At 68.2% G+C, this 22505-nt stretch carries 20 protein-coding genes; 12 read left to right on the top strand and 8 right to left on the bottom strand.

Translation table 11 applies throughout. From position 1 onward, the window contains the following. From TSO5_RS23835 to TSO5_RS23845, 3 genes are all read right to left on the bottom strand, one after another. The coding region (locus tag TSO5_RS23835; protein ID WP_109153959.1) for a PAS domain-containing sensor histidine kinase at positions 1 to 1078 on the bottom strand (1078 nt) is incomplete at its 3' end. Between the two features lie 220 nt (positions 1079 to 1298). After that, positions 1299 to 1832 carry a translation initiation factor IF-3 gene (gene infC / locus TSO5_RS23840; RefSeq protein ID WP_081506050.1) on the bottom strand — a complete coding sequence of 178 codons (534 nt, stop codon included), beginning with the start codon at positions 1830 to 1832 and terminating at the stop codon, positions 1299 to 1301. 56 nt (positions 1833 to 1888) lie between these two features. Next, positions 1889 to 2101: a hypothetical protein gene (locus TSO5_RS23845; RefSeq protein ID WP_109153960.1), complete on the bottom strand. Its 213-nt coding sequence runs from the start codon at positions 2099 to 2101 to the stop codon at positions 1889 to 1891. Positions 2102 to 2507: 406 nt separating this feature from the next. On the opposite strand from TSO5_RS23845, the gene TSO5_RS23850 reads away from it, so the two are divergent. From TSO5_RS23850 to TSO5_RS23865, 4 genes are all read left to right on the top strand, one after another. Then, positions 2508 to 3443, top strand: a complete 936-nt coding sequence (locus TSO5_RS23850) for a neutral zinc metallopeptidase (protein ID WP_109153961.1) — start codon at positions 2508 to 2510, stop codon at positions 3441 to 3443. Positions 3444 to 3504: 61 nt separating this feature from the next. Continuing rightward, the gene (locus TSO5_RS23855; RefSeq protein ID WP_109153962.1) at positions 3505 to 3828 is read left to right on the top strand and encodes a type II toxin-antitoxin system RelE/ParE family toxin; all 324 of its coding nucleotides are present in this window, start codon (positions 3505 to 3507) and stop codon (positions 3826 to 3828) included. A 7-nt stretch (positions 3829 to 3835) separates the two neighbouring features. Beyond that, positions 3836 to 4153 (top strand): HigA family addiction module antitoxin, encoded by a 318-nt coding sequence (locus TSO5_RS23860; RefSeq protein ID WP_014190039.1) that lies wholly within the window; start codon positions 3836 to 3838, stop codon positions 4151 to 4153. Positions 4154 to 4276: 123 nt separating this feature from the next. Further along, positions 4277 to 5653, top strand: a complete 1377-nt coding sequence (locus tag TSO5_RS23865; RefSeq protein ID WP_282183529.1) for a nucleotide sugar dehydrogenase — start codon at positions 4277 to 4279, stop codon at positions 5651 to 5653. Between the two features lie 58 nt (positions 5654 to 5711). On the opposite strand, the gene TSO5_RS23870 is transcribed toward TSO5_RS23865, so the two are convergent. Continuing rightward, positions 5712 to 6407, bottom strand: a complete 696-nt coding sequence (locus TSO5_RS23870) for a DUF2076 domain-containing protein (RefSeq protein ID WP_109153964.1) — start codon at positions 6405 to 6407, stop codon at positions 5712 to 5714. A 428-nt stretch (positions 6408 to 6835) separates the two neighbouring features. Between TSO5_RS23870 and TSO5_RS23875 the strand changes: the two genes are divergently transcribed. Genes TSO5_RS23875 through TSO5_RS23885 form a run of 3 tightly spaced genes read left to right on the top strand, consistent with a single transcriptional unit; the run spans position 6836 to position 9697 of the window. After that, complete coding sequence (locus tag TSO5_RS23875; RefSeq protein WP_109153965.1) at positions 6836 to 8047, top strand: putative DNA modification/repair radical SAM protein; 1212 nt, start codon at positions 6836 to 6838, stop codon at positions 8045 to 8047. Positions 8048 to 8050: 3 nt separating this feature from the next. After that, on the top strand, positions 8051 to 9469 hold the full coding sequence (locus TSO5_RS23880; protein WP_109153966.1) for a UdgX family uracil-DNA binding protein: 1419 nt from the start codon (positions 8051 to 8053) through the stop codon (positions 9467 to 9469). Between the two features lie 42 nt (positions 9470 to 9511). Beyond that, complete coding sequence (locus TSO5_RS23885) at positions 9512 to 9697, top strand: hypothetical protein (protein ID WP_109153967.1); 186 nt, start codon at positions 9512 to 9514, stop codon at positions 9695 to 9697. A gap of 31 nt (positions 9698 to 9728) precedes the next feature. On the opposite strand, the gene mtnA is transcribed toward TSO5_RS23885, so the two are convergent. Beyond that, the gene (gene mtnA / locus TSO5_RS23890; protein WP_109153968.1) at positions 9729 to 10820 is read right to left on the bottom strand and encodes an S-methyl-5-thioribose-1-phosphate isomerase; all 1092 of its coding nucleotides are present in this window, start codon (positions 10818 to 10820) and stop codon (positions 9729 to 9731) included. A gap of 191 nt (positions 10821 to 11011) precedes the next feature. Between mtnA and TSO5_RS23895 the strand changes: the two genes are divergently transcribed. Beyond that, complete coding sequence (locus TSO5_RS23895) at positions 11012 to 11899, top strand: S-methyl-5'-thioadenosine phosphorylase (RefSeq protein WP_109153969.1); 888 nt, start codon at positions 11012 to 11014, stop codon at positions 11897 to 11899. Positions 11900 to 11969: 70 nt separating this feature from the next. Here the strand turns inward: TSO5_RS23895 and cysN are convergent, their stop codons facing one another. The 3 genes from cysN to TSO5_RS23910 are packed head-to-tail and all read right to left on the bottom strand — an operon-like array spanning position 11970 to position 15686. Further along, positions 11970 to 13919, bottom strand: a complete 1950-nt coding sequence (cysN, locus tag TSO5_RS23900) for a sulfate adenylyltransferase subunit CysN (protein ID WP_109153970.1) — start codon at positions 13917 to 13919, stop codon at positions 11970 to 11972. Further along, a complete protein-coding gene (gene cysD / locus TSO5_RS23905) occupies positions 13919 to 14932 on the bottom strand; it encodes a sulfate adenylyltransferase subunit CysD (RefSeq protein WP_282183530.1) in 1014 nt (337 codons plus the stop codon). The genes cysN and cysD overlap by 1 nt, the downstream gene beginning before the upstream one ends. Beyond that, positions 14922 to 15686 (bottom strand): sulfotransferase, encoded by a 765-nt coding sequence (locus TSO5_RS23910; RefSeq protein ID WP_247870932.1) that lies wholly within the window; start codon positions 15684 to 15686, stop codon positions 14922 to 14924. Before TSO5_RS23910 ends, cysD begins: the two co-directional genes overlap by 11 nt. A gap of 6 nt (positions 15687 to 15692) precedes the next feature. On the opposite strand from TSO5_RS23910, the gene TSO5_RS33045 reads away from it, so the two are divergent. The 4 genes from TSO5_RS33045 to TSO5_RS23925 all read left to right on the top strand — a co-directional run bounded on the left by TSO5_RS33045 (position 15693) and on the right by TSO5_RS23925 (position 22505). Next, positions 15693 to 15932, top strand: coding sequence for a hypothetical protein (locus TSO5_RS33045; protein ID WP_199230999.1), 240 nt, complete (start codon positions 15693 to 15695; stop codon positions 15930 to 15932). A 721-nt stretch (positions 15933 to 16653) separates the two neighbouring features. Continuing rightward, positions 16654 to 17484, top strand: coding sequence for an ABC transporter permease (locus TSO5_RS23915; protein ID WP_109153971.1), 831 nt, complete (start codon positions 16654 to 16656; stop codon positions 17482 to 17484). Then, positions 17474 to 18898, top strand: coding sequence for an ABC transporter ATP-binding protein (locus TSO5_RS23920; protein WP_109153972.1), 1425 nt, complete (start codon positions 17474 to 17476; stop codon positions 18896 to 18898). The genes TSO5_RS23915 and TSO5_RS23920 overlap by 11 nt, the downstream gene beginning before the upstream one ends. Positions 18899 to 19112: 214 nt before the next feature. After that, on the top strand, positions 19113 to 22505 hold the full coding sequence (locus TSO5_RS23925; protein ID WP_247870933.1) for a glycosyltransferase: 3393 nt from the start codon (positions 19113 to 19115) through the stop codon (positions 22503 to 22505).

Below are 22505 nucleotides of genomic sequence, written 5' to 3' on the forward strand. Positions count from 1 at the left end.
GGGCGAAGCCGTAGAGCTGGCTCAGCCCCAGCCCGGTGCCCTGGCCGATCGGCTTGGTGGTGAAGAAGGGCTCGAAGACGCGGGCCAGCACGTCCGGCGGCATGCCGGTGCCGCTGTCGCGCACGGTCAGCACGGCATAGTCGCCGGGCTCCACCCCCGGTTCGTTGGCGAGATCGGCCGGCCGCAGGCTGGCGTTGGCGGTCTCCACCGTTACCGATCCGCCGTCGGGCATGGCGTCGCGGGCGTTGATGACCAGATTCAGCAGGGCGCTCTCGATCTGGTTCACATCGGCATGGACCGGCCACAGCGGCTCCGCCAGCCGGCGCTCCAGCCGGATCTCCTCGCCCACCGAGCGGCCCAGCAGGTCCCACAGCCCGACCACCAGCATATTCAGGTCGGCGCGCTCCGGCTTCAGCGGCTGGCGCCGGGCGAAGGCCAGCAGGCGCCGGGTCAGGGTGGCGGCCCGGTCCACGGCGGCGCGGGCGGTGGCGGCGAAGGGGGCGACGTCGGTGCGGCCGGCCGACAGCCGCTGCTCGATCAGCTCCAGGCTGCTGCTGATGGCCTGCAGCAGGTTGTTGAAGTCGTGGGCGACCCCGCCGGTCAGCTGGCCGACCGCCTCCATCTTCTGCGCCTGGGCCAGGGCCTCGCGCGCCTCGTCCAGCGCCTGCTGGGCCTTGCGGCGTTCGGTGATGTCGCGGGTGACCTTGGCGAAGCCGCGCAAGGTTCCGGTCTCGTCACGGATGGGGTCGATGACGACGCTGGCCCAGAAGCGGGTGCCGTCCTTGCGCAGGCGCCAGCCCTCCGCCTCGAACTTGCCCTCCGACAGGGCGGTGGCGAGCGCGCGCTGCGGCATGCCGGCGGCGCGGTCCTCTTCGGTATAGAAGCTGGAGAAGTGCCGGCCGATGATCTCGTCGGCGGCATAGCCCTTCATCCGGGCCGCTCCCGCATTCCAGCTGCGGACGACGCCGGTGGGGTCGAGCATGAAGATGGCGTAGTCGACCACGCTCTGGACCAGCAGGCGGAACTGCCGTTCGCCAGAGATGGGTTCCCAGGCGGGCGCGACACGTTCGTCCTTCATAACAACGACTTTCCGGAACAAAGGGGGAAGCAAAGCTCCCAATGATCCGCGCTCGATACCGACAGGGTCAATAACCCAATACGAATATCCAGGTATTATTCCGCCGCATTACGCGGAATTTGCCGGGAGTTGTCCGGCGCAATTTGGGGCGGGATTTGCAGTCATCAGGGGAAAGGGGCGGGGCGGCGCACCGCCCCGCGGGTTCCCTTTTGGCCAGGGCTCAGCGCGGAGCCAGCACCATGACCATCATACGACCTTCGACCCGGGGCATCTGCTCGACCTTGGCGATGTCCTGGAGTTGGTCGCGCACGCGGACGAGCACGTTCAGACCGAGATCCTGGTGCGCCATCTCGCGACCGCGGAAGCGCATGGTCATCTTGACCTTGTCGCCTTCCTCGATGAAGCGGATGGCGGAGCGCATCTTCACGTCATAATCGTGATCGTCGATGTTCGGCCGAAGCTTGATTTCCTTCAGCTCGATAATCTTCTGCTTCTTCCGCGCCTCGTTGGCCTTCTTCTGCTCCTCGAAACGGAACTTGCCGTAATCGAGGATCTTGCAGACAGGCGGATCCGCCTGGGGCGCCACTTCGACGAGGTCGAGGTCGGCATCCGCAGCGGCTTCCAGCGCTTGGCGGAGCGGCACCACGCCGACCATCTCGCCGTCGGCGCCGACGAGGCGGACCATACGGGCGGTGATTTCACGGTTGAGGCGCGGGCCTTCGCGGACGGGGTCCGCGTCGTAGAGCTTGGCTATGGTGATCTCCTGTGGTCGTGGAGGGGTAGAAAGGGGCTAAGCCCGGGTCGAGAGGCTCAGCCCAGGATGTCGAGCACAATCTGCCGCACTTCGCTCCGGGTCAAGCCGGACGGCTCCGGATCGGAGCGGAAATCGGCCTTTTTGCCCTCAACTGCGGCGAATTGGCCAGCAGAGAGGCGGTTCGAGGCCAGCTGGGCCGGCATAAGCGCGGGCTGGGCGGTGAAATGGCCGGTGGAATGCGAAAGGGCGGAAACGATCGGGGTCGTCATGAAAATCCTCCAGGCCGGATGGGCGGACCGATGGATTCGGTGCCGGCCGGCTCTTGCTTGTGTGTGGCGTCGTGAAACGGGAACCAAAGCGGCGCACCGCCGCGAGAGGCTCCGATAAAACGAAACAGGCCCGGATGCGGGCATGTTCCAAAAGGCCGGCGGCCCTGGAAAAGGCTCCCTCCCGTCGGAACGGAGAAGGCGGGGAGCAAAGGCAGGGAAACGCACCGCGCAAGCGGTTTTCGACCTTTCCCCAGATGGGGGCCGGGTCCTGGCTTTTCAAGCGTTCCGCTCCGCTTCTCCATCCGGCCGCCGAACCTGAATGGAACGCGGGAAGCTCTCCCGTGGTTTCGTCTCCACCGGCACAGCGGGCCTGATGATCGGAACGGACGGGTGAAGGAGGGTGGCGATGCGGTGGCAGGGCGGACGGGAAAGCGAGAATGTCGAGGACCGCCGCGGGCAAGGGGGTGCCGGTGGCGGCCTCGGTGGCGGCTTCGGTGGGGGCGGCTTCGGCGGCAGGGGTGGCGGCATCCGCATCGGCAAGGGCGGGCTGGGCATCGGCGGAGCCATCGTTCTGCTGGTGGTGTCGATGGTGCTGGGGGTCGACCCGACGGTGCTGCTGGGCGGCGGCGAGCAGGCGGACCAGGGCACGGCCGGGCGGACGCAGATCGGCGAGGCCGCCCCGCGCAGCCAGGCCGACGACGAGCTGAAGCGCTTCGTCTCCGTCGTGCTGGCCGACACCGAGGACACCTGGCAGGGCCTGTTCCAGCAGATGGGGCGCCAGTACCAGGACCCGACGCTGGTGCTGTTCACCGGCACGGTGTCGTCGGGCTGCGGCCGGGCGCAGGCGGCGATGGGGCCCTTCTACTGCCCGATGGACCGCAAGCTCTACATCGACCTCGGCTTCTACCGCGAGCTGCGCGACCGCTTCCAGGCGCCGGGCGACTTCGCCCAGGCCTATGTCATCGCCCATGAGGTCGGCCACCATGTGCAGAACCTGCTGGGCATCTCCGACAAGGTGCAGGCGGCTCAGCAGCGGGCGCGCGGGCAGGCCGAGGCCAACGCCCTGTCGGTGCGGCTGGAGCTGCAGGCCGACTGCTTCGCCGGCATCTGGGGCAACCATGCCAACCGCGACCGTAAGATGCTGGAGCCCGGCGACGTCGAGGAGGCGCTGACCGCCGCCAGTGCCATCGGCGACGACCGCCTGCAGCGTCAGGCGCGCGGCACCGTCAGCCCCGACAGCTTCACCCACGGCAGCTCCGCCCAGCGCGTCCGCTGGTTCCGCACCGGCCTGGAAAGCGGCCGGCTGGAATCCTGCGACACCTTCGGGGCGGACCGGCTGTGAGGGGAGGCAGGCTTGACCGTTATCTGTTACATAACGCATAATAGTCCGCGAGGGGACGCGGATGCCGATAAGAACATGTGCGGACAGACGGACTGCCGATTTCCTGGCCGGCAAGCGGGTGAAGGAGTTCCAGTCCTTCGAACGCCAGGCCGCCAAGGCATTGACCAAGCTCCAGGCGGCCACCCGGCTGATGGATCTCCGGCACCCTCCATCCAACCGCTTCGAAGCGTTGGGCGGAGAGAGGAAAGGCCAATACAGCATCCGCATCAACGACCAGTGGCGCATCTGTTTCCGCTGGGCCGTGGTTGGCGACGCTCAGGCTGATGCCGACCTCCTGACTGTCCCGGGGGAGCCCTACGACGTCGCAATCGCCGATTACCACTGAGGTCGCCATGAGCCATCCCGCCACCGACAATCTGCCGCCCATTCATCCCGGCGAGTTCCTGCGCGACGAGTTGGAGGCGCTGGGCCTGAGCGCCCGGCGCTTTGCCGAGCATATCGGCGTGCCGCCCAACGCGGTGACGGAGATCATGAACGGCGAGCGCCGGATCACCGCCCCGATGGCGCTGAGGCTGGGCAAGGCCTTCGGAACCGACGCGCGCTATTGGACCAACCTGCAGAGCATCTTCGAAACCAAGGTCGCGCGGGCGGAGATCGGCGATGCGCTGGACGCTATCCAGCCGCTGCCGCATCCGGGCAAGGCGGCCTGAGGTCCCATCGCTCCCCCGAACCCCACGCGGAACGGGAGGGTTGCGCAAAGCCGTGCCGACCGTCACACATTCGGCGATGGCTGGCAGGTCGCCCAGCCTTTCGAAGCGTCGATACGGAACGGCATGATGAGCACAGCGGACACCTCGCCCGATCTCCAGGCGCCCGACATCCAGGGTCTGGAAAGCGCCTATCGCGGCCGCAGCGCACGGGTGGCGGTGGTCGGGCTCGGCTATGTCGGGCTGCCGCTGGCCCTGGCGCTGACCGGGGCCGGCTTCGCGGTCACCGGCTTCGACATCGACCCCGCGAAGGCGGCGGCGCTGAATAGCGGGCGCTCCTACATCCGGCAGATCGCCGACGGGCGCGTCGCCGAGGCGGTGGCGACCGGGCGCTTCCGGGCGACGACCGATGCCGGCGAGTTCGCCGCCTGCGACGCCGTGATCGTCTGCGTCCCCACCCCGCTGTCGCCGCAGCGCGAGCCCGATCTGAGCTTCGTCGAGGCTTCCACCCGGCTGATCCGCGACCGGCTGCGGCCGGGCCAGCTGGTGGTTCTGGAATCGACCACCTGGCCCGGCACCACCGACGAGGTGATGCGGCCGATCCTGGAGGAGACCGGGCTGGTCAGCGGTCGCGACTTCTTCCTGGCCTATTCGCCCGAGCGCGAGGACCCCGGCAACATCAGCTTCACCACCAGCACCATCCCCAAGGTGGTGGGCGGCGACGACGAGGGCGCGCGGCGGCTGGCGGTGGCGCTCTACGAGCAGGTGGTGCCGCAGGTGGTGCCGGTGTCCGGCACGCGGGCGGCGGAGGCGACCAAGCTGACCGAGAACATCTTCCGCTCGGTCAACATCGCCCTGGTGAACGAGCTGAAGATCGTCTTCGAGCCGATGGGCATCGACATCTGGGAGGTGATCGAGGCGGCGAAGACCAAGCCCTTCGGCTTCATGCCCTTCTATCCCGGCCCCGGCCTGGGCGGCCACTGCATCCCGATCGACCCCTTCTATCTGACCTGGAAGGCGCGCGAGTACCAGATCTCCACCCGCTTCATCGAGTTGGCGGGCGAGGTCAACACGATGATGCCGCGCCATGTGGTCGACCGTCTCGCCCTGGCGCTCGACCGCCGTGCCGGCATCGGGCTGAGCCGGGCGCGTATCCTGCTGGTCGGCATGGCCTACAAGAAGAATGTCGACGACAGCCGGGAGTCGCCGGGGCTGCGGCTGATGGAGATGCTGCTGGAGCGCGGGGCGGCGGTCGAGTACCACGACCCCTTCATCCCCGTGCTGCCGGTCACCCGCGAGCATGCGGCGCTTGCCGGCCGGACCTCCATCGCCTGGAACGCGGAGACGCTGGCGGGGTTCGACGCGGCGGTGATCGTCACCGACCATGACGGCATCGACTATCAAAGCCTCGCCGCCCATTGCCCGCTGATGGTCGACACCCGCAACGCCATGCGCGCCGTGGAGGGCATTGAGGGCTTCGCCGACCGTGTGGTGAAGGCCTGATGAGGTTCGGCCCGCGGGGGACGGCGGGCCGCCTCCCTCCCGCGGGCCGGCACCGGGATCAGATCTCGTCGTCGCCGCCGAAATCGCCGCCGAAATCGCCCCAGCCGCTGTCCTCGACCGCCTGTTCCGCGTGGTCGGTGGCGGCGGTCGCCGCGTCGGTGGCCGCACCGGCGGCCTCGGCAGCCACGGCTTCGCCGCCGGAGAGCATGCTGGACAGCGCGCTGCCGATCAGCATGCCGCCGGCCACGCCAGCCGCCGTCTGCATGGCGCCGGCCATGAAGCCGCCGCCGGCCCGCGGCTGCTGGGCATAGCCGGCGACGCGCGGGTCGCCATAGGCAGGGGCGCCTGCCGGGCCATTGGCGGCGGCCGGACGGCCCCAGGGCGAACCCGGCGGCATGGCCGCCTGGGCGGCGGCAGGATGCTGGTACTGGGGTTGAGGCTGGGGCTGGGGCTGCGGGGCCGGCCGGCCACCGCCGAACAGGCTGCCGAACAGCCCGCCGCCGCCGGACTGAGCCGGAGCGGCGGGGCGCTCGCGCAGCTGGCGCTCCAGTTCCTCGTTGCGGCCTTGCGAGGCGGCGAGCGCCTGTTCCATCATCACGATGGCCTGGGCCATCAGATAGGGAGCGGCCGGCTGGCGGGCGATGCGCTCGCGGATCAGCGCCTCGGCCTCGGGATCGCGCGGGCCGGATTGCGCCTCGGCCTGATGCAGCTTGGCGAACAGGTCGTCGATGATCTGGCGTTCGGTCTGGTCCATGGCGATGCTCGTTCTCATGAGGGTTGCGGAAGGGATCCCGTTTCCGGCGCCTGCATCCCGAAGGGGCGCCAGCCGAAGAGGCATGGGGCTGCGACCACGCGCCGGAAAGGTGGCGCGCGTCGGGGAGGCGTCGGAAGCGGGAGGGGACGGGCTGCTCAGGCGAGGATTGGGGAAGACGGTCGGGGAAAAGGACATCGGTCCCTCCAAGTGCGGTCACGCCCGTCGGCGCAAAAGCAGGTGAAGAGATCCGACATCGCGACCACGTCTAAGTCGCCAGAGGGGCCCGGATCCAGGTGATGAGCACGTGGCCCCGTCCCGCTTTCCTGTCAAGACGGCGCCCCGCACAATTTGCCCCCGCCATTCGGCTTGCCTTTTGCTTTCAAAAGAACATATTGCGAACATCTTCAAGGGAGAGGGAAGCCTCCACGGTGGATGACGCGCTGCTCGACAAGCTCGAAATTCTCGCCGACGCGGCGAAGTACGACGCCTCCTGCGCGTCGTCGGGAGCGAAGCGGCGGACGGGTGGGCCGGACGGCATCGGCTCGACCACCGGGGCCGGCATCTGCCACGCCTATACGCCGGACGGGCGCTGCGTCTCGCTGCTCAAGATCCTGCTGACCAACTATTGCCTGTTCGACTGCGCCTACTGCATCAACCGCCGCTCCTCCAACGTGCGCCGCGCGCGGTTCAGCGTCGACGAGGTGGTGCGGCTGACGCTGGGCTTCTACAAGCGCAACTGCATCGAGGGGCTGTTCCTGTCCTCCGGCATCATCCGCTCGCCCGATTACACGATGGAGCAGCTGATGCTGGTGGCGCGCACGCTGCGGCGCGACCATGGCTTCGCCGGCTACATCCACCTGAAGACGATCCCGGAAGCCAGCCCCTGGCTGATCGAGCAGGCCGGGCTGTGGGCCGACCGGCTGTCGATCAATCTGGAACTGGCCTCCGACCGCAGTCTGAAGGAATTCGCGCCGGAGAAGGACGGCGGCGCGATCAAGGCAGTGATGGGGCAGGTCGGCGAACGCATCCTGGAGGCCAAGGAGGAGAAGCGGCGCTTCTCCCCCGCCGGGCAGAGCACCCAGATGATCGTCGGCGCCGATGCGTCCACCGACCTGTCGGTGCTGGAGACCAGCGACACGCTCTATCGCCGCTATGGGCTGCGCCGGGTCTATTATTCGGCCTTCAGCCCGATCCCGGAGGCGAGTTCCGCCCTGCCGGCCAAGCCGCCGCCGCTCCAGCGCGAGAACCGGCTGTACCAGGCCGACTGGCTGCTGCGCTATTACGGCTTCACGGTGGAGGAGATCGCCGCCGGGGGCGAGGGCGGGATGCTGGATCTGGGCATCGACCCCAAGCTGGCCTGGGCGCTGAAGAACCGCGAGCGCTTCCCGGTCGACGTGAACAGCGCCGACCGCGAGATGCTGCTGCGCGTGCCGGGGCTGGGGGCGCGGGCGGTCGACAAGATCGTCGAGGCGCGGCGCCACACCAATTTGCGGCTGGAGGATGTGGCCCGGCTGTCGTCGGGGCTGAAGCGGGCGCGCGCCTTCCTGATCGCCGCCGACCACCATCCGGGCGGGCTGACCGACCGCGCCGACCTGCGGCAAAGGCTGGTAGCGCCGCCCAAGCAGCTCAGCCTGTTCTGAGCCATGCATCGTGTGGACCTGAAGGACGGCGCCGACCTCGACGGCTTCCGCCACGCGCTGCGTGGGCTGGTCGCGCTCGGCGTTGGGCCGGACGAGGTGGAATGGAGCGTCGGGGCGGCGCCGTCGCTGTTCGGCGATACGGCTCCCTTGCCGGCGGACGCGCCGCCGGTTTCGCTGCCGCGGCCGGTGGGGGCGATGATCGAAAGCGTGGTCTGCCACCGCGATCCGGAACGCTATGCCCTGCTGCACCGGCTGGTCTGGCGGGTGCTGCGGGGGGAGCGCGACATGCTCGACCACCATGCCGATCCGCTGGTGCACCGGCTGGCGCTGCTCGACAAGGCGGTGCGGCGTGACCTGCACAAGATGCACGCCTTCCTGCGCTTCCGCGAGGTGAGGGATCCGGATGGGAGCGAGCGCTATGTCGCGTGGTTCGAGCCGGACCATTTCATCGTCGAGGCCACCGCCCCCTTCTTCGTCGAGCGCTTCGAGAGTCTGGTCTGGACCATCCTGACGCCGGTCGGGTCTCTGCAGTGGGACCGGCGGTCGCTGACCGTTGGGCCGGCGGCGGTGAAGCCGGAGGGGCTCGACCGCGACGACCGCTTCGCCGAGGGCTGGCAGCGCTATTACGAGAGTACCTTCAACCCGGCGCGGGTGAACCCGACGGCGATGCGGGCGGAGATGCCGCGGAAATACTGGGCCAACCTGCCGGAAGCGGCCGCAATTCCAGCCATGATCCGCTCCGCGCCTGCGCGGGTGCAGGCGATGATCGAGGCGGAGGCCGCCGCTCCCCGCCGCCGCAATCCCGACAAGGCCGTCGCCGCCATGGCCCGCCAGGAACCGGCGACGCTGGCCGAGTTGAACCGCATCATCCGGGGCGCGGATCCGCTGGTGCCGGGGGCGACGCAAGCCGTGCTGGGCGAGGGGCCGGAGGGCGCCGCCATCGCCATCGTCGGCGAGCAGCCGGGCGACCAGGAGGATGTCGAGGGCCGCCCCTTCGTCGGTCCGGCCGGGCAGTTGCTGAGCCGCGCGCTGGAGGAGGCCGGGATCGAGCGGAGCGCCGCCTACCTGACCAACGCGGTGAAGCATTTCAAGTTCGTCGCCCGCGGCAAGCGCCGCATCCACCAGTCGCCGACCGCCGGCGAGGTGAAGCATTACCGCTGGTGGCTGATGAAGGAGCTGTCCTTCGTCCGCCCGCGCCTGGTGGTGACGCTGGGCGCCACGGCGGCGCTCGCGCTGACCGGACGCAGCGTGTCGGTCCTGCGGGAGCGCGGGCCGATGGGGTTCGGCGACTGGAACGGCTTCGTCACCGTCCACCCGTCCTACCTGCTGCGCCTGCCGGCCGGGGAGGGGGCGGAGCAGGCCTATCGCGACTTCGTCGCCGACCTGCGGCGGGCACGGGAGATGGTGGAAGGGGCGGGTTGACGGCCTCAACGGGTATGATCGAGTATTCCATGAGGAGCAGCCATGACCGAGATCGAACGTCCGACCATCACCTTGCCGGCCGTCCTGCAGCGCCAGGAATTCGCGTCGCTGAAGGCCGACATTGACCAGGGCATGACCGATCTTACCGAAGGGCGCCTGACGGACTTCGACGCCGGCCGGATCGCCGAACGGGGGGAAATACTATCCGCCCGCTCCCGCTCCACCTGACCGAGGCGGCCGCCAGTGGACGGCAACGCCCTCAGCCCCGCTCCGGAAACAGCCCGAGCAGCCCGTCGCGCGTGGCCGGGCAGACGCCGCGTTCGGTGATCAGGCCGGTCACCAGCCGGGCCGGCGTGACGTCGAAGGCGTAATTGGCGACCGGGCTGCCGTCGGGGGTGACGCGCACCGTTTCGATCCGGCCGTCGGCGGTGCGGCCAGTCAGCTCGCTCACCTCGCGGCCGTCGCGCTCCTCGATGGGGATCTCCCGCACGCCGTCGGCGATGGTCCAGTCGATGGTCGGCGACGGCAGTCCGACATAGAAGGGCACGCCGTTGTCGTGCGCGGCCAACGCCTTCAGATAGGTGCCGATCTTGTTGCAGACGTCGCCGGTCGCGGTGGTGCGGTCGGTGCCGACGATGCACAGGTCGACCTTGCCGTGCTGCATCAGATGGCCGCCGACATTGTCGGCGATGACGGTGTGGGGGACGCCGTGGTGCTTCAGCTCCCAGGCGGTCAGGCTGGCGCCCTGGTTGCGCGGCCGCGTCTCGTCCACCCAGACATGCAGCGGGATGCCCTGCTCGAAGGCGGCATAGACGGGGGCGAGCGCCGTGCCCCAGTCGACGGTGGCGAGCCAGCCGGCGTTGCAGTGGGTCAGCACGTTCACCGGCTCCCCCGGAGCCTTGTTTGCCGCCGCGGCGCGGATCAAGGCCGCGCCGTGCAAGCCGATGGAGCGGTTGATCTCCACATCCTCGTCGGCGATGGCCGCGGCCTCCGCCTCGGCGGCCTCGACGCGCCGGGCCTCCGGCAGCGGGGCCAGCAGGCCGCGCATGCGCTCCAGCGCCCAGCGCAGGTTGACCGCGGTCGGACGGGTCGCCAGCAGGGTGGCGCAGGCCCGCTCCAGCCCGCGGTCGCTGGCGTCGGCGCGCAGGGCCAGGGCCACGCCATAGGCCGCCGCCGCGCCGATCAGCGGGGCGCCGCGCACCAGCATGGCGCGGATGGCGTGGGCGGCCTCCTCCAGGCTGGTCAGGCGGACGACGGCGAAATCGTGCGGCAGCCGGGTCTGGTCGATGATGGCGACGGCACCGTCGCCGTCCGGCCAGATGGTGCGATAGGCCGTTCCGTCGATCCGCATGACTGACACTCCATCAAAAGCCGGCCCTCAAAAGCCGGGCTGGCCACAACAGGACTGGCGAGGGTAGGGGGTGGATGGCCCGGCATCAATCCGCTTGTGGCCGCTTGTGGCCGCTTGTGGAGGAAGTCCGCTGTTGCCTTCTCCCGGTGCGCCCGGAATAGTCGCACCGGTTTCAGCGGGGAGAGCAAGGCATGAGCGGCGATGCGGTTGGTGGTACTGTTCTGGGCGTGATCGGCGGCAGCGGCCTGTACGACATCGACGGGCTGGAGAACACCCGCTGGGTCAAGGTGACCACCCCCTTCGGCGACCCGTCGGACGAACTGCTGACCGGCGAGCTGGCGGGGCAGAAGCTGGTCTTCCTGCCGCGCCACGGCCGCGGCCACCGCATCCCGCCGTCGGAGCTGAATTTCCGCGCCAACATCCACGCGCTGAAGCAGCTGGGCGTGACCGAGATCCTGTCGGTGTCGGCGGTCGGCTCGCTGAAGGAGCATCTGCCGCCGGGCACCTTCGTGGTGATCGACCAGTTCATCGACCGCACCTTCGCCCGCGACAAGACCTTCTTCGGCAGCGGGCTGGTCGCCCATGTGGCGCTGGGCCATCCGGTCTGCGGCCGGCTGGGCGACCTGATCGAGGAGGCGCTGGTCGAGCTGGACATTCCGCACCAGCGGCGCGGCACCTACATGGTGATGGAGGGGCCGCAATTCTCCACCGTCGCCGAATCGACCCTCTACCGCAGCTGGGGCTGCGACGTCATCGGCATGACCAACATGCCGGAGGCCAAGCTCGCCCGCGAGGCGGAGATGTGCTACGCGACCGTCGCCATGGTCACCGACTACGACTGCTGGCACGAGGGGCACGACCATGTGTCGGTCGATGCGGTGATCCGGGTGGTGGTCGCCAATGCCGGCAGGGCGCGCGCGCTGGTCTCGGCCCTGGCGCCGAAGGTGGCGGGGCGCGAGGGCGCGTGCACCCAGGGCTGCCACACCGCCCTCGACAACGCCATCATGACCGCCCCTTCCCACCGCGACCCGGCGATGCTGGAAAAGCTGTCGCTGATCGTGAAGCGCACGCTGGGGTGAGCCACACTGGAAAAAGGTGTCCGCTCCCGATGGAAGCGGACACCCTTCTCCTCATCGAGGCGTTGCCCGGTCAGATCACCCCGCGCCGCCGCAGTTCCTCGATCACCTGGGCGACCATCTCGTCGGTGCCGTGTTCGCCGCCCTTCAGGGTGATCTCCGGGGCTTCCGGCGGCTCATAGGCGCTGTCGATGCCGGTGAAGTGGGGAAGCTGGCCGGCACGCGCCTTCTTGTAGAGCCCCTTGGGATCGCGGGCCTCGCAGACCTCCAGCGGCGTGTCCATGAAGATCTCCAGGAACTCGCCGTCCTCCACCAGGGTGCGCGCCATCCGGCGTTCCTCGCGGAAGGGGGAGATGAAGCTGACCAGCACGATGAGGCCGGCTTCCACCATCAGCTTCGACACCTCGGCGACGCGGCGGATGTTCTCCACCCGGTCCTCGTCGGTGAAGCCCAGATCCCGGTTCAGGCCGTGGCGGACATTGTCGCCGTCCAGGATCATGGTGCGGCGGCCGAGACGGTGCAGTTCCTGCTCCAGACGGTCGGCGACGCTGGACTTGCCGGAGCCGGACAGGCCGGTGAACCACAGCACGCAGGGCTTCTGCAGGCCGCCCGCCCGCGCCGCCTTGTCCACCTTCGTGGCGTGGCGGTGGATGTTCGACGCCCGGCGCAGCGGGAAGCGGATCATGCCGCAGCCGGCGGTGGCGTTGGTCAGCCGGTCGATCAGGATGAAGCTGCCGGTCTCGCGGCTGTCGGCATAGGCGTCGAACGGGATCGGCCGGTCGAGCGCCAGATTGCAGAAGCCGACGTCGTTCAGGTCCAGGCTCTTGGCGGCGGCGTGTTCCTGGGTGTTGACGTTGATGGCGTGCTTCAGTTCCGTCACCTGGGCGCCGACCGTCGCCGTGCCGGCGCGCAGCAGATAGGAGCGGCCGGGCAGCAGCGGCTGCTCGTCCATCCACACCACATGCGCGGCGAACTGGTCGGCCACCTCCGGCCGGCCGGCGGCGGCGACGATCATGTCGCCGCGGCTGGCGTCGACCTCGTCGGCCAGCACCAGGGTGATCGCCTGTCCGGGCTCCGCCGTCTCAAGGTCGCCGTCCATGGTGACGAGGCGGGCGACCCGGCTGGTCCGGCCGCCGGGCAGGATGGCGACGTCGTCGCCGACGCGCACCGCGCCGCCGACCACCGTGCCGCTGAAGCCGCGGAAGTCCTGGTTCGGCCGGTTCACCCACTGCACCGCCATGCGGAAGGAGCCGAGCTTCCGCTCCGCCGCGGCGTCCACGCTCTCCAGATGGCCGAGCAGGGTGGGGCCGCCGTACCAGCCCATGGCATCCGACGGCTTGGTGACGTTGTCGCCGGTCAGCGCGGAGACCGGAATGCAGGTGACCTCGGTGATGCCGATGCGCGCCGCGAAGACGCGGTAGTCGGCGGCGATGCGCTCGAAGGTCTCGCGGTCCCAGCCGACGGCGTCCATCTTGTTGACCGCCAGCACGACATGGCGCACGCCCAGGAGCGAGACGATGGTGCTGTGGCGCCGGGTCTGGGTCAGCACGCCCTTGCGCGCGTCGACCAGCAGAACCGCGGCGTCGGCGGTGGACGCGCCGGTGACCATGTTGCGGGTGTACTGCTCGTGGCCCGGCGTGTCGGCGACGATGAACTTGCGGCGGTCGGTGGTGAAGAAGCGGTAGGCGACGTCGATGGTGATGCCCTGCTCGCGCTCCGCCGCCAGCCCGTCGACCAGCAGCGCGAGGTCGAGCTGGCCGGCGCCGGTGGTGCCGAAGCGGCCGGAGTCCGTCTCCAGGCTGGCGAGCTGGTCCTCGAACAGGCATTTGCAGTCGTAGAGCAGCCGGCCGATCAGCGTCGACTTGCCGTCGTCCACCGACCCGCAGGTGATGAAGCGCAGCAGATCCTTGCTGTTCTGGCGGGCCAGATACTCCTGCACCTCCGCGGCGGCATCGGGGGCCGCGGCATCGGCGGGAGTGATGTCGGCGACCGTGATGGCGGCGGGATCGAGTTCCTTCAGCATCAGAAGTAGCCTTCCTGCTTCTTCGCTTCCATGGAAGCGGCGGCGTCCTGGTCGATCACGCGGCCCTGCCGTTCCGAACTGGTGGACAGCAGCATCTCGCGGATGATCTCGGGCAGGGTGGCGGCGGTGCTGCGCACGGCCCCGGTCAGCGGATAGCAGCCGAGCGTGCGGAAGCGCACCCAGGCCATCTCCGGCGTCTCGCCGGGCTTCAGCGGCATGCGGTCGTCATCGACCATGATGAGGGTGCCGTCGCGCTCCACCACCGGACGCGGCTTGGCGAAATAAAGGGGGACGACCGGGATGTTCTCCTGGTGGATGTATTGCCAGATGTCCAGCTCGGTCCAGTTCGACAGCGGGAAGACGCGGATGCTCTCGCCCTTGTTGATCCGGCCGTTGTAGAGGCTCCACAGCTCCGGCCGCTGGTTCTTCGGCTCCCAGCGGTGGGAGGCCGTGCGGAAGGAGAAGATGCGCTCCTTGGCGCGGCTCTTCTCCTCGTCGCGGCGCGCCCCGCCGAAGGCGGCGTCGAAGCCATGGGCATTGAGCGCCTGCTTCAGCGACTGGGTCTTCATCACGTCGGTGTGGACGGCCGAGCCGTGGGTGAAGGGGCCGATGCCCTGGCGCACGCCGTCCTGGTTGATGTGGACCATCAGGTCGATGCCCAACTCCTGCGCCGTGCGGTCGCGGAATTCGATCATCTCCCGGAACTTCCAGGTCGTGTCGACATGCAGCAGCGGGAAGGGCGGCTTCGACGGATGGAAGGCCTTCATCGCCAGATGCAGCAGCACCGAGCTGTCCTTGCCCACCGAATAGAGCATGACCGGCTTCTGGAACTGGGCCGCCACCTCGCGCATGATGTGGATGCTCTCCGCCTCCAGCCTTTGCAGGTGGGTGAGGCGGGCCGGCGTGGTCAGGATGGCGGGCAAGCTGTCCTCAGAACCGGGTGCGGAAGCGGGGACGGAACCGGGAAGCTCCCTGGCCGCGGGGCGGGGGTCGAGCAGTGGATCAAGCAGCATAGCCGGCCTTCTTCTGCATGTCTCCGGCCACGGCGTCGAACACGGTCCGACGCTTGCGCGGCCAGTCGATCTGGCGCTTCGACGGGTCGAAGCCTTCGGGTTTCTTGACGGGGGTCCAGCTGACCTCGCCATCGCGGCGCGAGACGCGGGACGATCCCAGGATGGGCAGGTCGCCGATCCGCTCGAACGGATAGCGCTCCTCGTTCAGGTCCAGGAAGCGCAGCAGGTCGCGGGCGGTACCGTCGGGGGAGGCCACCGCATCCTCGAAGCGGACCAGACGGCAGGCGTCGGCGCTCATCCGGCTCTGCGCCTCCAGCGCCGCCTCGGTGCCGAAGCTCCATTCGCGGCAGACGTCGGCGAAGGTCCGGCCCAGGAAGCGCAAGGGCCAGGTGTCGATGGTGGACTGCACCGCTCGGCGGCCGTCGCGCAGCACGATCAGGCAGCGCTCCGTCGGGAACAGGTAGGGGAAATAGCGCATCATCCGGGTGTGCGGCGACTTGATCACCACCGTCTTGTCCGCCGGGAATTCGGCCTCGATGCGACGGAGGAAGCCGCTGATCATATAGCAAAAGGTTTCCAGATCGCTGAACGACTCCCGGTTGCGCTGATAGAGGCGCAGGAAGCGTCCCTCATAGATGCGCGCGTCCTCCACCGTGTTCAGGAAGGGAAGCTCCCGGACGCCGTAGGGGTTGACCACCACGTCGGGATGCAGCTCCAGCAGGCTCTGGAGATAGTTGGTGCCGCTGCGCGGCATCACCCCGTGCAGGAAGACGATGCGGGGGGTGGCGCGAGGAGTGGCACCGGCCGCACCGGCGGCATCCGGCGCGATCCCGCGGACCGACTGGGCGACCGACCGCAGGTGACGGGCGTTCTCCTCCGTGAACCAGGGATCGAAGAAGCTGGATCTTTCCGTACTGGGAAGTCTAAGGAGCCGCTTTCCAACAAAACCGATCTCTTTTTGAAGACGATGAACCGCACCATTACCGAAGTGATTTCTTAACGATGCGGCATAATGATCGGCTGTCAGGGTCTTTGCATTCCAAAACACAACGGCCTCCTTTTGCGTCACCGCTCTGCCGGGCAATCCGGTTTTTCCCGGTCTTCGGCAATCGGTGCGTCTTTCCTGCAAATCGGGCAATCGCCGCCTCTCAGGGCTAGTTATGGCCCTATCTGATGGGCTTTTTTAGCTCTAATCCGGATCTAACCCCATGGGCTTATAAAGTTGCCGATGCGACCCCCAATGGTGGATCTCGCATCGGATAGCAACCTCATGACAAGGCATGTCCCTATCCTACGCATAGGAAAGTCACGTTTGATCTCAACTTCAAATTTACTGATACGCATAGGACACAGAACTCCGTCACTTCCTGTGGCGTTAGCCCGTATAGTGCCGTCTCACCAAATGTTTACTGTAGATTTTTCTTTCGTGATAACGGAAAGCCCTGCGCAGAGTCACCACCTCTCCGATCTTTCGGGTAAACGGGGGAAACCGAAGGTCTGTTCCCCCCTCCTGTTCTTTTTCAGGAGAGTCCACCCGCCCGGCCGGTCCCGCTGCCGCCCCTCCGGTGCCGGACCCGGTGCCGGGCCCGATGCTGGGCCCGATGCTGGGCCCAGTGCCGGGGATGCTTTCGCTTGAACGCCGCCGGGGCGGGGGTTATGGTCGGCCGGCCGCAGACGGGGAATACTCTAAATTGTTTAACTCTCAGTCGGGAAACCCTAAGGTGGCGGGTTTCGGCGCCGGTCCCTTTGCCCTTTTCCAGACCGCCTGGCACCACAGGTCGCTGATCCTGCGGCTGGCCCGGCGGGAGATCGACGCCCGCTATCGCGGCTCCGTGCTGGGCATCGTCTGGGCGGTGCTGAATCCGATCCTGATGCTGGCGGTCTACACCTTCGTCTTCTCGGTGGTGTTCCGCGCGCGCTGGGGCACGCCCAGCGGAGCTGCGGGCGAGAGCAACACCGAATTCGCCCTGCTGCTGTTCTCCGGCCTGATCCTGTTCAACGTGCTGGGCGAATGCCTGAATCGGGCGCCCGGGCTGCTGCTGGAGAACATCAGCTACATCAAGAAGGTGGTCTTCCCGCTGGAGATCCTGCCGCTGGTGTCGCTGGCGGTCGCTCTGTTCAACGCCGGCATCGGCTTCGTCATCCTGCTGGTCTTCCACCTCGCCGTGGCGGGGCTGCCGCCGCTGACGGCGCTGCTGCTGCCGCTGGTGCTGGCGCCCTTGTGCCTGACCACGCTGGGGTTGAGCTGGTTCTTCGCCGCCGCCGGCGTGTTCCTGCGCGACCTGCGGCAGGTGGTGGGGGTGGCCGTCACCGTGCTGATGTTCCTCAGCCCGATCTTCTATCCGATGACCGCGATTCCCGAGCGCTTCCGCGCCATCCTGCACCTGAACCCGATGACCGCGATCCTGGAGCAGTCGAAGGACCTGCTGTTCTGGGGCCGCGTCCCGTCGCCGGTGGAATGGGGTCTGGCGACGCTGGGCGCCTGGGTGGTGGCGTGGCTCGGCTATCTCTGGTTCATGAAGACCCGCCGGGGGTTCGCCGATGTCGTCTGAGACCGAGACTCCCACCGCCAACACCCCCGCCGATCCCCACGCCGATGCCCCTGTGGTCATCCGGGCGGAGGGGCTGGGCAAGGCCTACGCCATCTTCAAGCGCCCGCAGGACCGGCTGAAGCAGATGCTGGTGCGCGGCCGGCGCAAATATTACGACGAGTATTGGGCGCTGCGCGGTGTCGACCTGGAGGTCCGCCGCGGCGAGACGGTCGGGCTGATCGGCCGCAACGGCTCGGGCAAGTCCACCTTCCTGCAGCTTCTCTGCGGCACGCTGACGCCGACCTCCGGCCGCATCGCGGTCGATGGCCGCATCGCCGCGCTGCTGGAGCTGGGCGCCGGCTTCAACCCGGAATTCACCGGGCGCGAGAACGTCTATCTCGCCGCGTCGGTGCTGGGGCTGTCGAACGAGCAGATCGCCCAGCGCTACGACTCCATCGCCGAGTTCGCGGGCATCGGCGACTTCATCGAACAGCCGGTGAAGCTCTATTCCAGCGGCATGTACGCCCGCCTCGCCTTCGCGGTGGCGGCGCATGTCGATGCCGACATCATGATCGTCGACGAGATCCTGGCGGTCGGCGACGCTTCCTTCACCCAGAAATGCATGCGCTTCATCCACCGCTTCAAGGAGCGCGGCACCCTGTTCTTCGTGTCGCACGACACGGGCCAGGTGGTGAATTTGTGCGACCGGGTGGTGTGGCTGGACAACGGGTCGGTGCGGGCGATCGGCCCGGCACGGGAGGTCTGCCACGACTATCTGGCGGCGCTCTACAGCGACCAGGACACCTCGCGCGGCTTCCGCATCGGCGGGGCGCGGCAGGCGCTGCCCCAGGCCAAGCGCGAGGAACCGGTGGAGGACGCCCGCGCCGATCTGCTGAAGGCCTCCCAGCACCGCAACGCCATCGAGCTGTTCGACTTCAACGACAGCGGCCCCTGGTTCGGCAACCGCGGCGCCACCATCACCAACGTCTCGATCCTGGATGCCGAGGAGCATCCGCTCAACGTGCTGGAGGGCGGCGAGGTCATCGTGCTGAAGGTGGACTGCCGGGCCGACCAGCAGGTCCACCGCCCCATCGTCGGCTTCTATGTGAAGGACAAGCTGGGCCAGAACCTGTTCGGCGACAACACCTTCCTCAGCTACCAGCTCGACCCCGTCACCATCCCGGCCGGGCAGGACTTCGCCGCCCGCTTCCGCTTCCAGATGCCCTACCTGCCCAGCGGCGACTTCTCCATCACCGTGGCGCTCGCCGAGGGCACGCAGGAGGACCACGTCCAGCACCATTGGGTCGAGGACGCGCTGTTCTTCAAGGTCCACGCCAGCCATGTCGTGCGCGGGCTGGTCGGCATGCCGATGCTGGCGATCACGCTGGAGGCGGAGGGGGCGTCAGCACCCCAGCCTGCCCCCGCGACAAAATAGCGACAGGCCGCCGATAAGCCCGGACTGAGGCAGGAAAACCGCAGTTCCGGGCATTGTCGGGCGCCGCAAAGCGGGTTCCGGACAGCGGCTTGCATTCCGGCAGGGTGTCGGCGTATGTGTGTCGGCGGCTGTGACGGGGCCGTCCGACGGGCCTGAAAAATGGTGCCCGATGGGTCGCACCCCGCCGCGAAGCCAGGCAGAAGAAGAGGCGCAGGTGGATTCGTTTTTGAAGGACCAGGGATCGGACACTCTCCGTCGTATCTGCCGGCCGATCACGCTCCTGACCCCGGATCTCGTCACGGCGCCGGCCTCCTGGCTCGGCCATGTCCCCTTCGCCTTCTGGATCGTCGAGGCCCTGCGCCCGGACAGCCTCGTCGAACTGGGAACGCACACCGGCAACTCCTATGCCGCCTTCTGTCAGGCGGTCCGCCATGTCGGGCTGCCGACCTCCTGCTATGCCGTCGACACCTGGGCCGGCGACCCGCAGGCCGGCTTCTACGGCGACGACATCTACAACAGGCTCGCCGCCTATCATGACCCGCGCTATGCCGGCTTCTCGCGCCTGCTGCGGATGACCTTCGACGACGCGCTGGTCCATTTCGCCGACGGCAGCGTCGACCTGCTGCACATCGACGGGCTGCACACCTACGAGGCGGTGCGCCACGATTTCGAGACGTGGCTGCCGAAGATGAGCCGTCGCGGCGTGGTGCTGTTCCACGACATCAATGTCCGCAAGGGCGATTTCGGCGTCTGGCGCCTGTGGGACGAGATCACCCGCGACCATCCGTCCTTCACCTTCCTGCATTCGAACGGGCTGGGCGTGCTGGGCGTCGGCGAGGATCTGCCCGACGCGGTGCGCGAGCTGTTCGCCGTGCAAGCCGCCGGCGGCGAGGGGCTGCGGGCGGTCCGCAGCTGGTTCGACCGGCTGGGCGACGCCGCCATCGAGACCGAGACCATCCAGCGCCTGGAAGAGCAGGAAAAGCACCTGCGCACCGAGGTGGCGATGGTCCGCAAGGTGCTGGACGACCAGATCGCCCACAGCGAAGATCTCAAGGAGATGATCGCGACGCGCGACCGCGACATCGCGCTGATCCAGGGCTGGCTCACCGACCATCAGGCCGAGATCCGCCGCCAGGGCGAGGAGTTGGACGACCGCGAGCGCAACCTCGCCGCCCATGCCCGCGAGCTGGCGGCGCGCGAGCAGGCGATCGCCGAGCTGCACGGGGTGGTGGCCAGCCGCGACCAGCACATCCACAGCCTGGTCAACTCCACCTCCTGGAAGCTGTCGGCGCCGGTGCGCAAGCTGGGCCGCCTGACCCAGAAGGCCGGCCGCTTCTACCGCCGCCGCCTGCACAGCATCACGCTGGAGCCGCTGCACGACGTGAAGCCGAGCCCGCAGGGCGGCTATGAGGCGACCGGCAGCGATCCCGCCTTCCTGCTGCGCTCCGACCGCGGGCGGCTGCCCGGCCACTGGTGCGTGATCTCCTACCGGGTGGTGCGCGCCTCGGCCCCGCTGGTGCCGGTGATCTATGTCGATGCCGGCAACGGCTTCGACGAGCGGACGATGATCCGCCTGCCGGTCGACACGGTCGGCGAGTTCCGCCAGCTGGTCCTGCTGCCGCAGACGGTCAAGGCGCTGCGCTTCGACCCCGCCACCCGGCCGCTGTCCTTCGAGATCGCCGACTTCACCATCCGCGAGATCGGCAAGACCAACATCCTGCTCGACTATGTCCGGCAGAACCAGCCGGCACGCGTGCTGGACTATCTGCGCCGCCACGGCTGGCAGGCGACCAAGCAGCGCGTCCTGCAGGAGCTGCAGCCGAACCGCTGGTCGGCCGACTACAAGTCGTGGGTGCGGATGTACGACAGCCTGACGCCGGAGGACGGGGCGGCGATCAAGGCCGACATCGCCCGGCTGCCGGCGCGCCCGCGCTTCTCCGTCGTCATGCCGGTCTACAACACGCCGGAAGCCTACCTGCGCGAGGCGCTGGACTCGGTGCTGGCCCAGTTCTACCCGGACTGGGAGCTGTGCATCGCCGACGACGCCTCGACCGCCGCGCATGTGCAGACGGTGCTGGCCGAGTACAAGGCGCGCGACAACCGGATCAAGGTGGTCCGGCGCGAGACCAACGGCCACATCTCCGCCGCCAGCAACAGCGCGCTGGATCTGGCGACCGGCGATTTTGTCGCCTTGATGGACCATGACGACCGGCTGCCGCCGCACGCGCTCTACATGGTCGCGGCCGAGCTGGCCCGCCATCCCGACACCGACATCCTCTATTCCGACGAGGACAAGATCGATGCCGACGGCGAGCGCTACGACCCGCATTTCAAGTCGGACTTCAATCTGGACCTGCTGCACGGCCAGAACATGGTCAACCACCTGGGCGTCTTCCGCCGCTCGCTGATCGAGCAGGCCGGGCGCTTCCGCCTGGGCTTCGAAGGCAGCCAGGACTACGACCTGACCCTGCGCGCGGTCGAGGCGACGCAGCCTGAGCGCATCCGCCACATCCCGGCGATCCTCTATCACTGGCGCGTCTTCCCCGAATCCGCGGCCTTCTCCACGGTCGATCTGCCGCGCGCCACCGCCGCCGCCCACAAGGCGCTGACCGAGCATTTCCAGCGCCGCGGCGTCGACGCCACGGTGGAGACCTCGCCGGCGACCAACCGCTTCACCCGCATCCGCTACGCCCTGCCGGCCAAGCTGCCGCGGGTGTCGCTGATCGTGCCGACGCGCGACAAGGTCGATCTGCTGAAGGGCTGCGTCGACGGGCTGCTGCACCGCACCGACTATCCGGACCTGGAAATCCTGATCGTCGACAACAACAGCGAGGAAGCGGCGACCTTCGCCTATTTCGACACGCTGAAGGACGAGCCGCGGGTGCGGGTGCTGACCTACAAGGCGCCCTTCAACTACTCCTCGATCAACAACTTCGCCGCCGCCGAGGCGACCGGCGAGGTGCTGGGCCTGATCAACAACGACATCGAGGTGATGGAGCCGGGCTGGCTGGCCGAGATGGTCTCCCACGCCCTGCGGCCGGAGGTCGGCGCCGTCGGCGCCAAGCTCTATTACGCCGACGGCACCATCCAGCATGCCGGCGTCGTCACCGGCATCTGCGGCGTGGCCGGCCATGTTCACAAGGGGCTGACCCGCGACGCCTACGGCTATTTCAGCCGGGCCCAGCTGACCCAGGACCTGTCCTGCGTCACCGCCGCCTGCCTGATCCTGCGCAAGGAGATCTTCGACGAGGTCGGCGGGCTGAATTCCGAGAAGCTGGCCGTCGCCTTCAACGACGTCGATTTCTGCCTGCGCATCCGCGAGAAGGGCTATCTGGTCGTCTGGACGCCGTTCGCCGAGCTGTACCATCTGGAATCGGCCTCGCGCGGGCCGGACACCGCCCCCGACAAGGTCAAGCGCTTCATGGGCGAGGTGGCCTACATGCAGGAGCGCTGGGGCGACAGCCTGCTGGCCGATCCCTACTACAACCCGAACCTGACGCTGGACGCCGAGAATTTCGGGCTGGCCTTCCCGCCGCGCACGGTCAAGCCGTGGCTGCGCAAGGCCTGCCCCGAGCTGCGCAAAGAGCGCCTGAAGGAAAGCATCTGA

It is taken from the genome of Azospirillum sp. TSO5 (genome assembly GCF_003116065.1).
Taxonomy (GTDB): domain Bacteria; phylum Pseudomonadota; class Alphaproteobacteria; order Azospirillales; family Azospirillaceae; genus Azospirillum.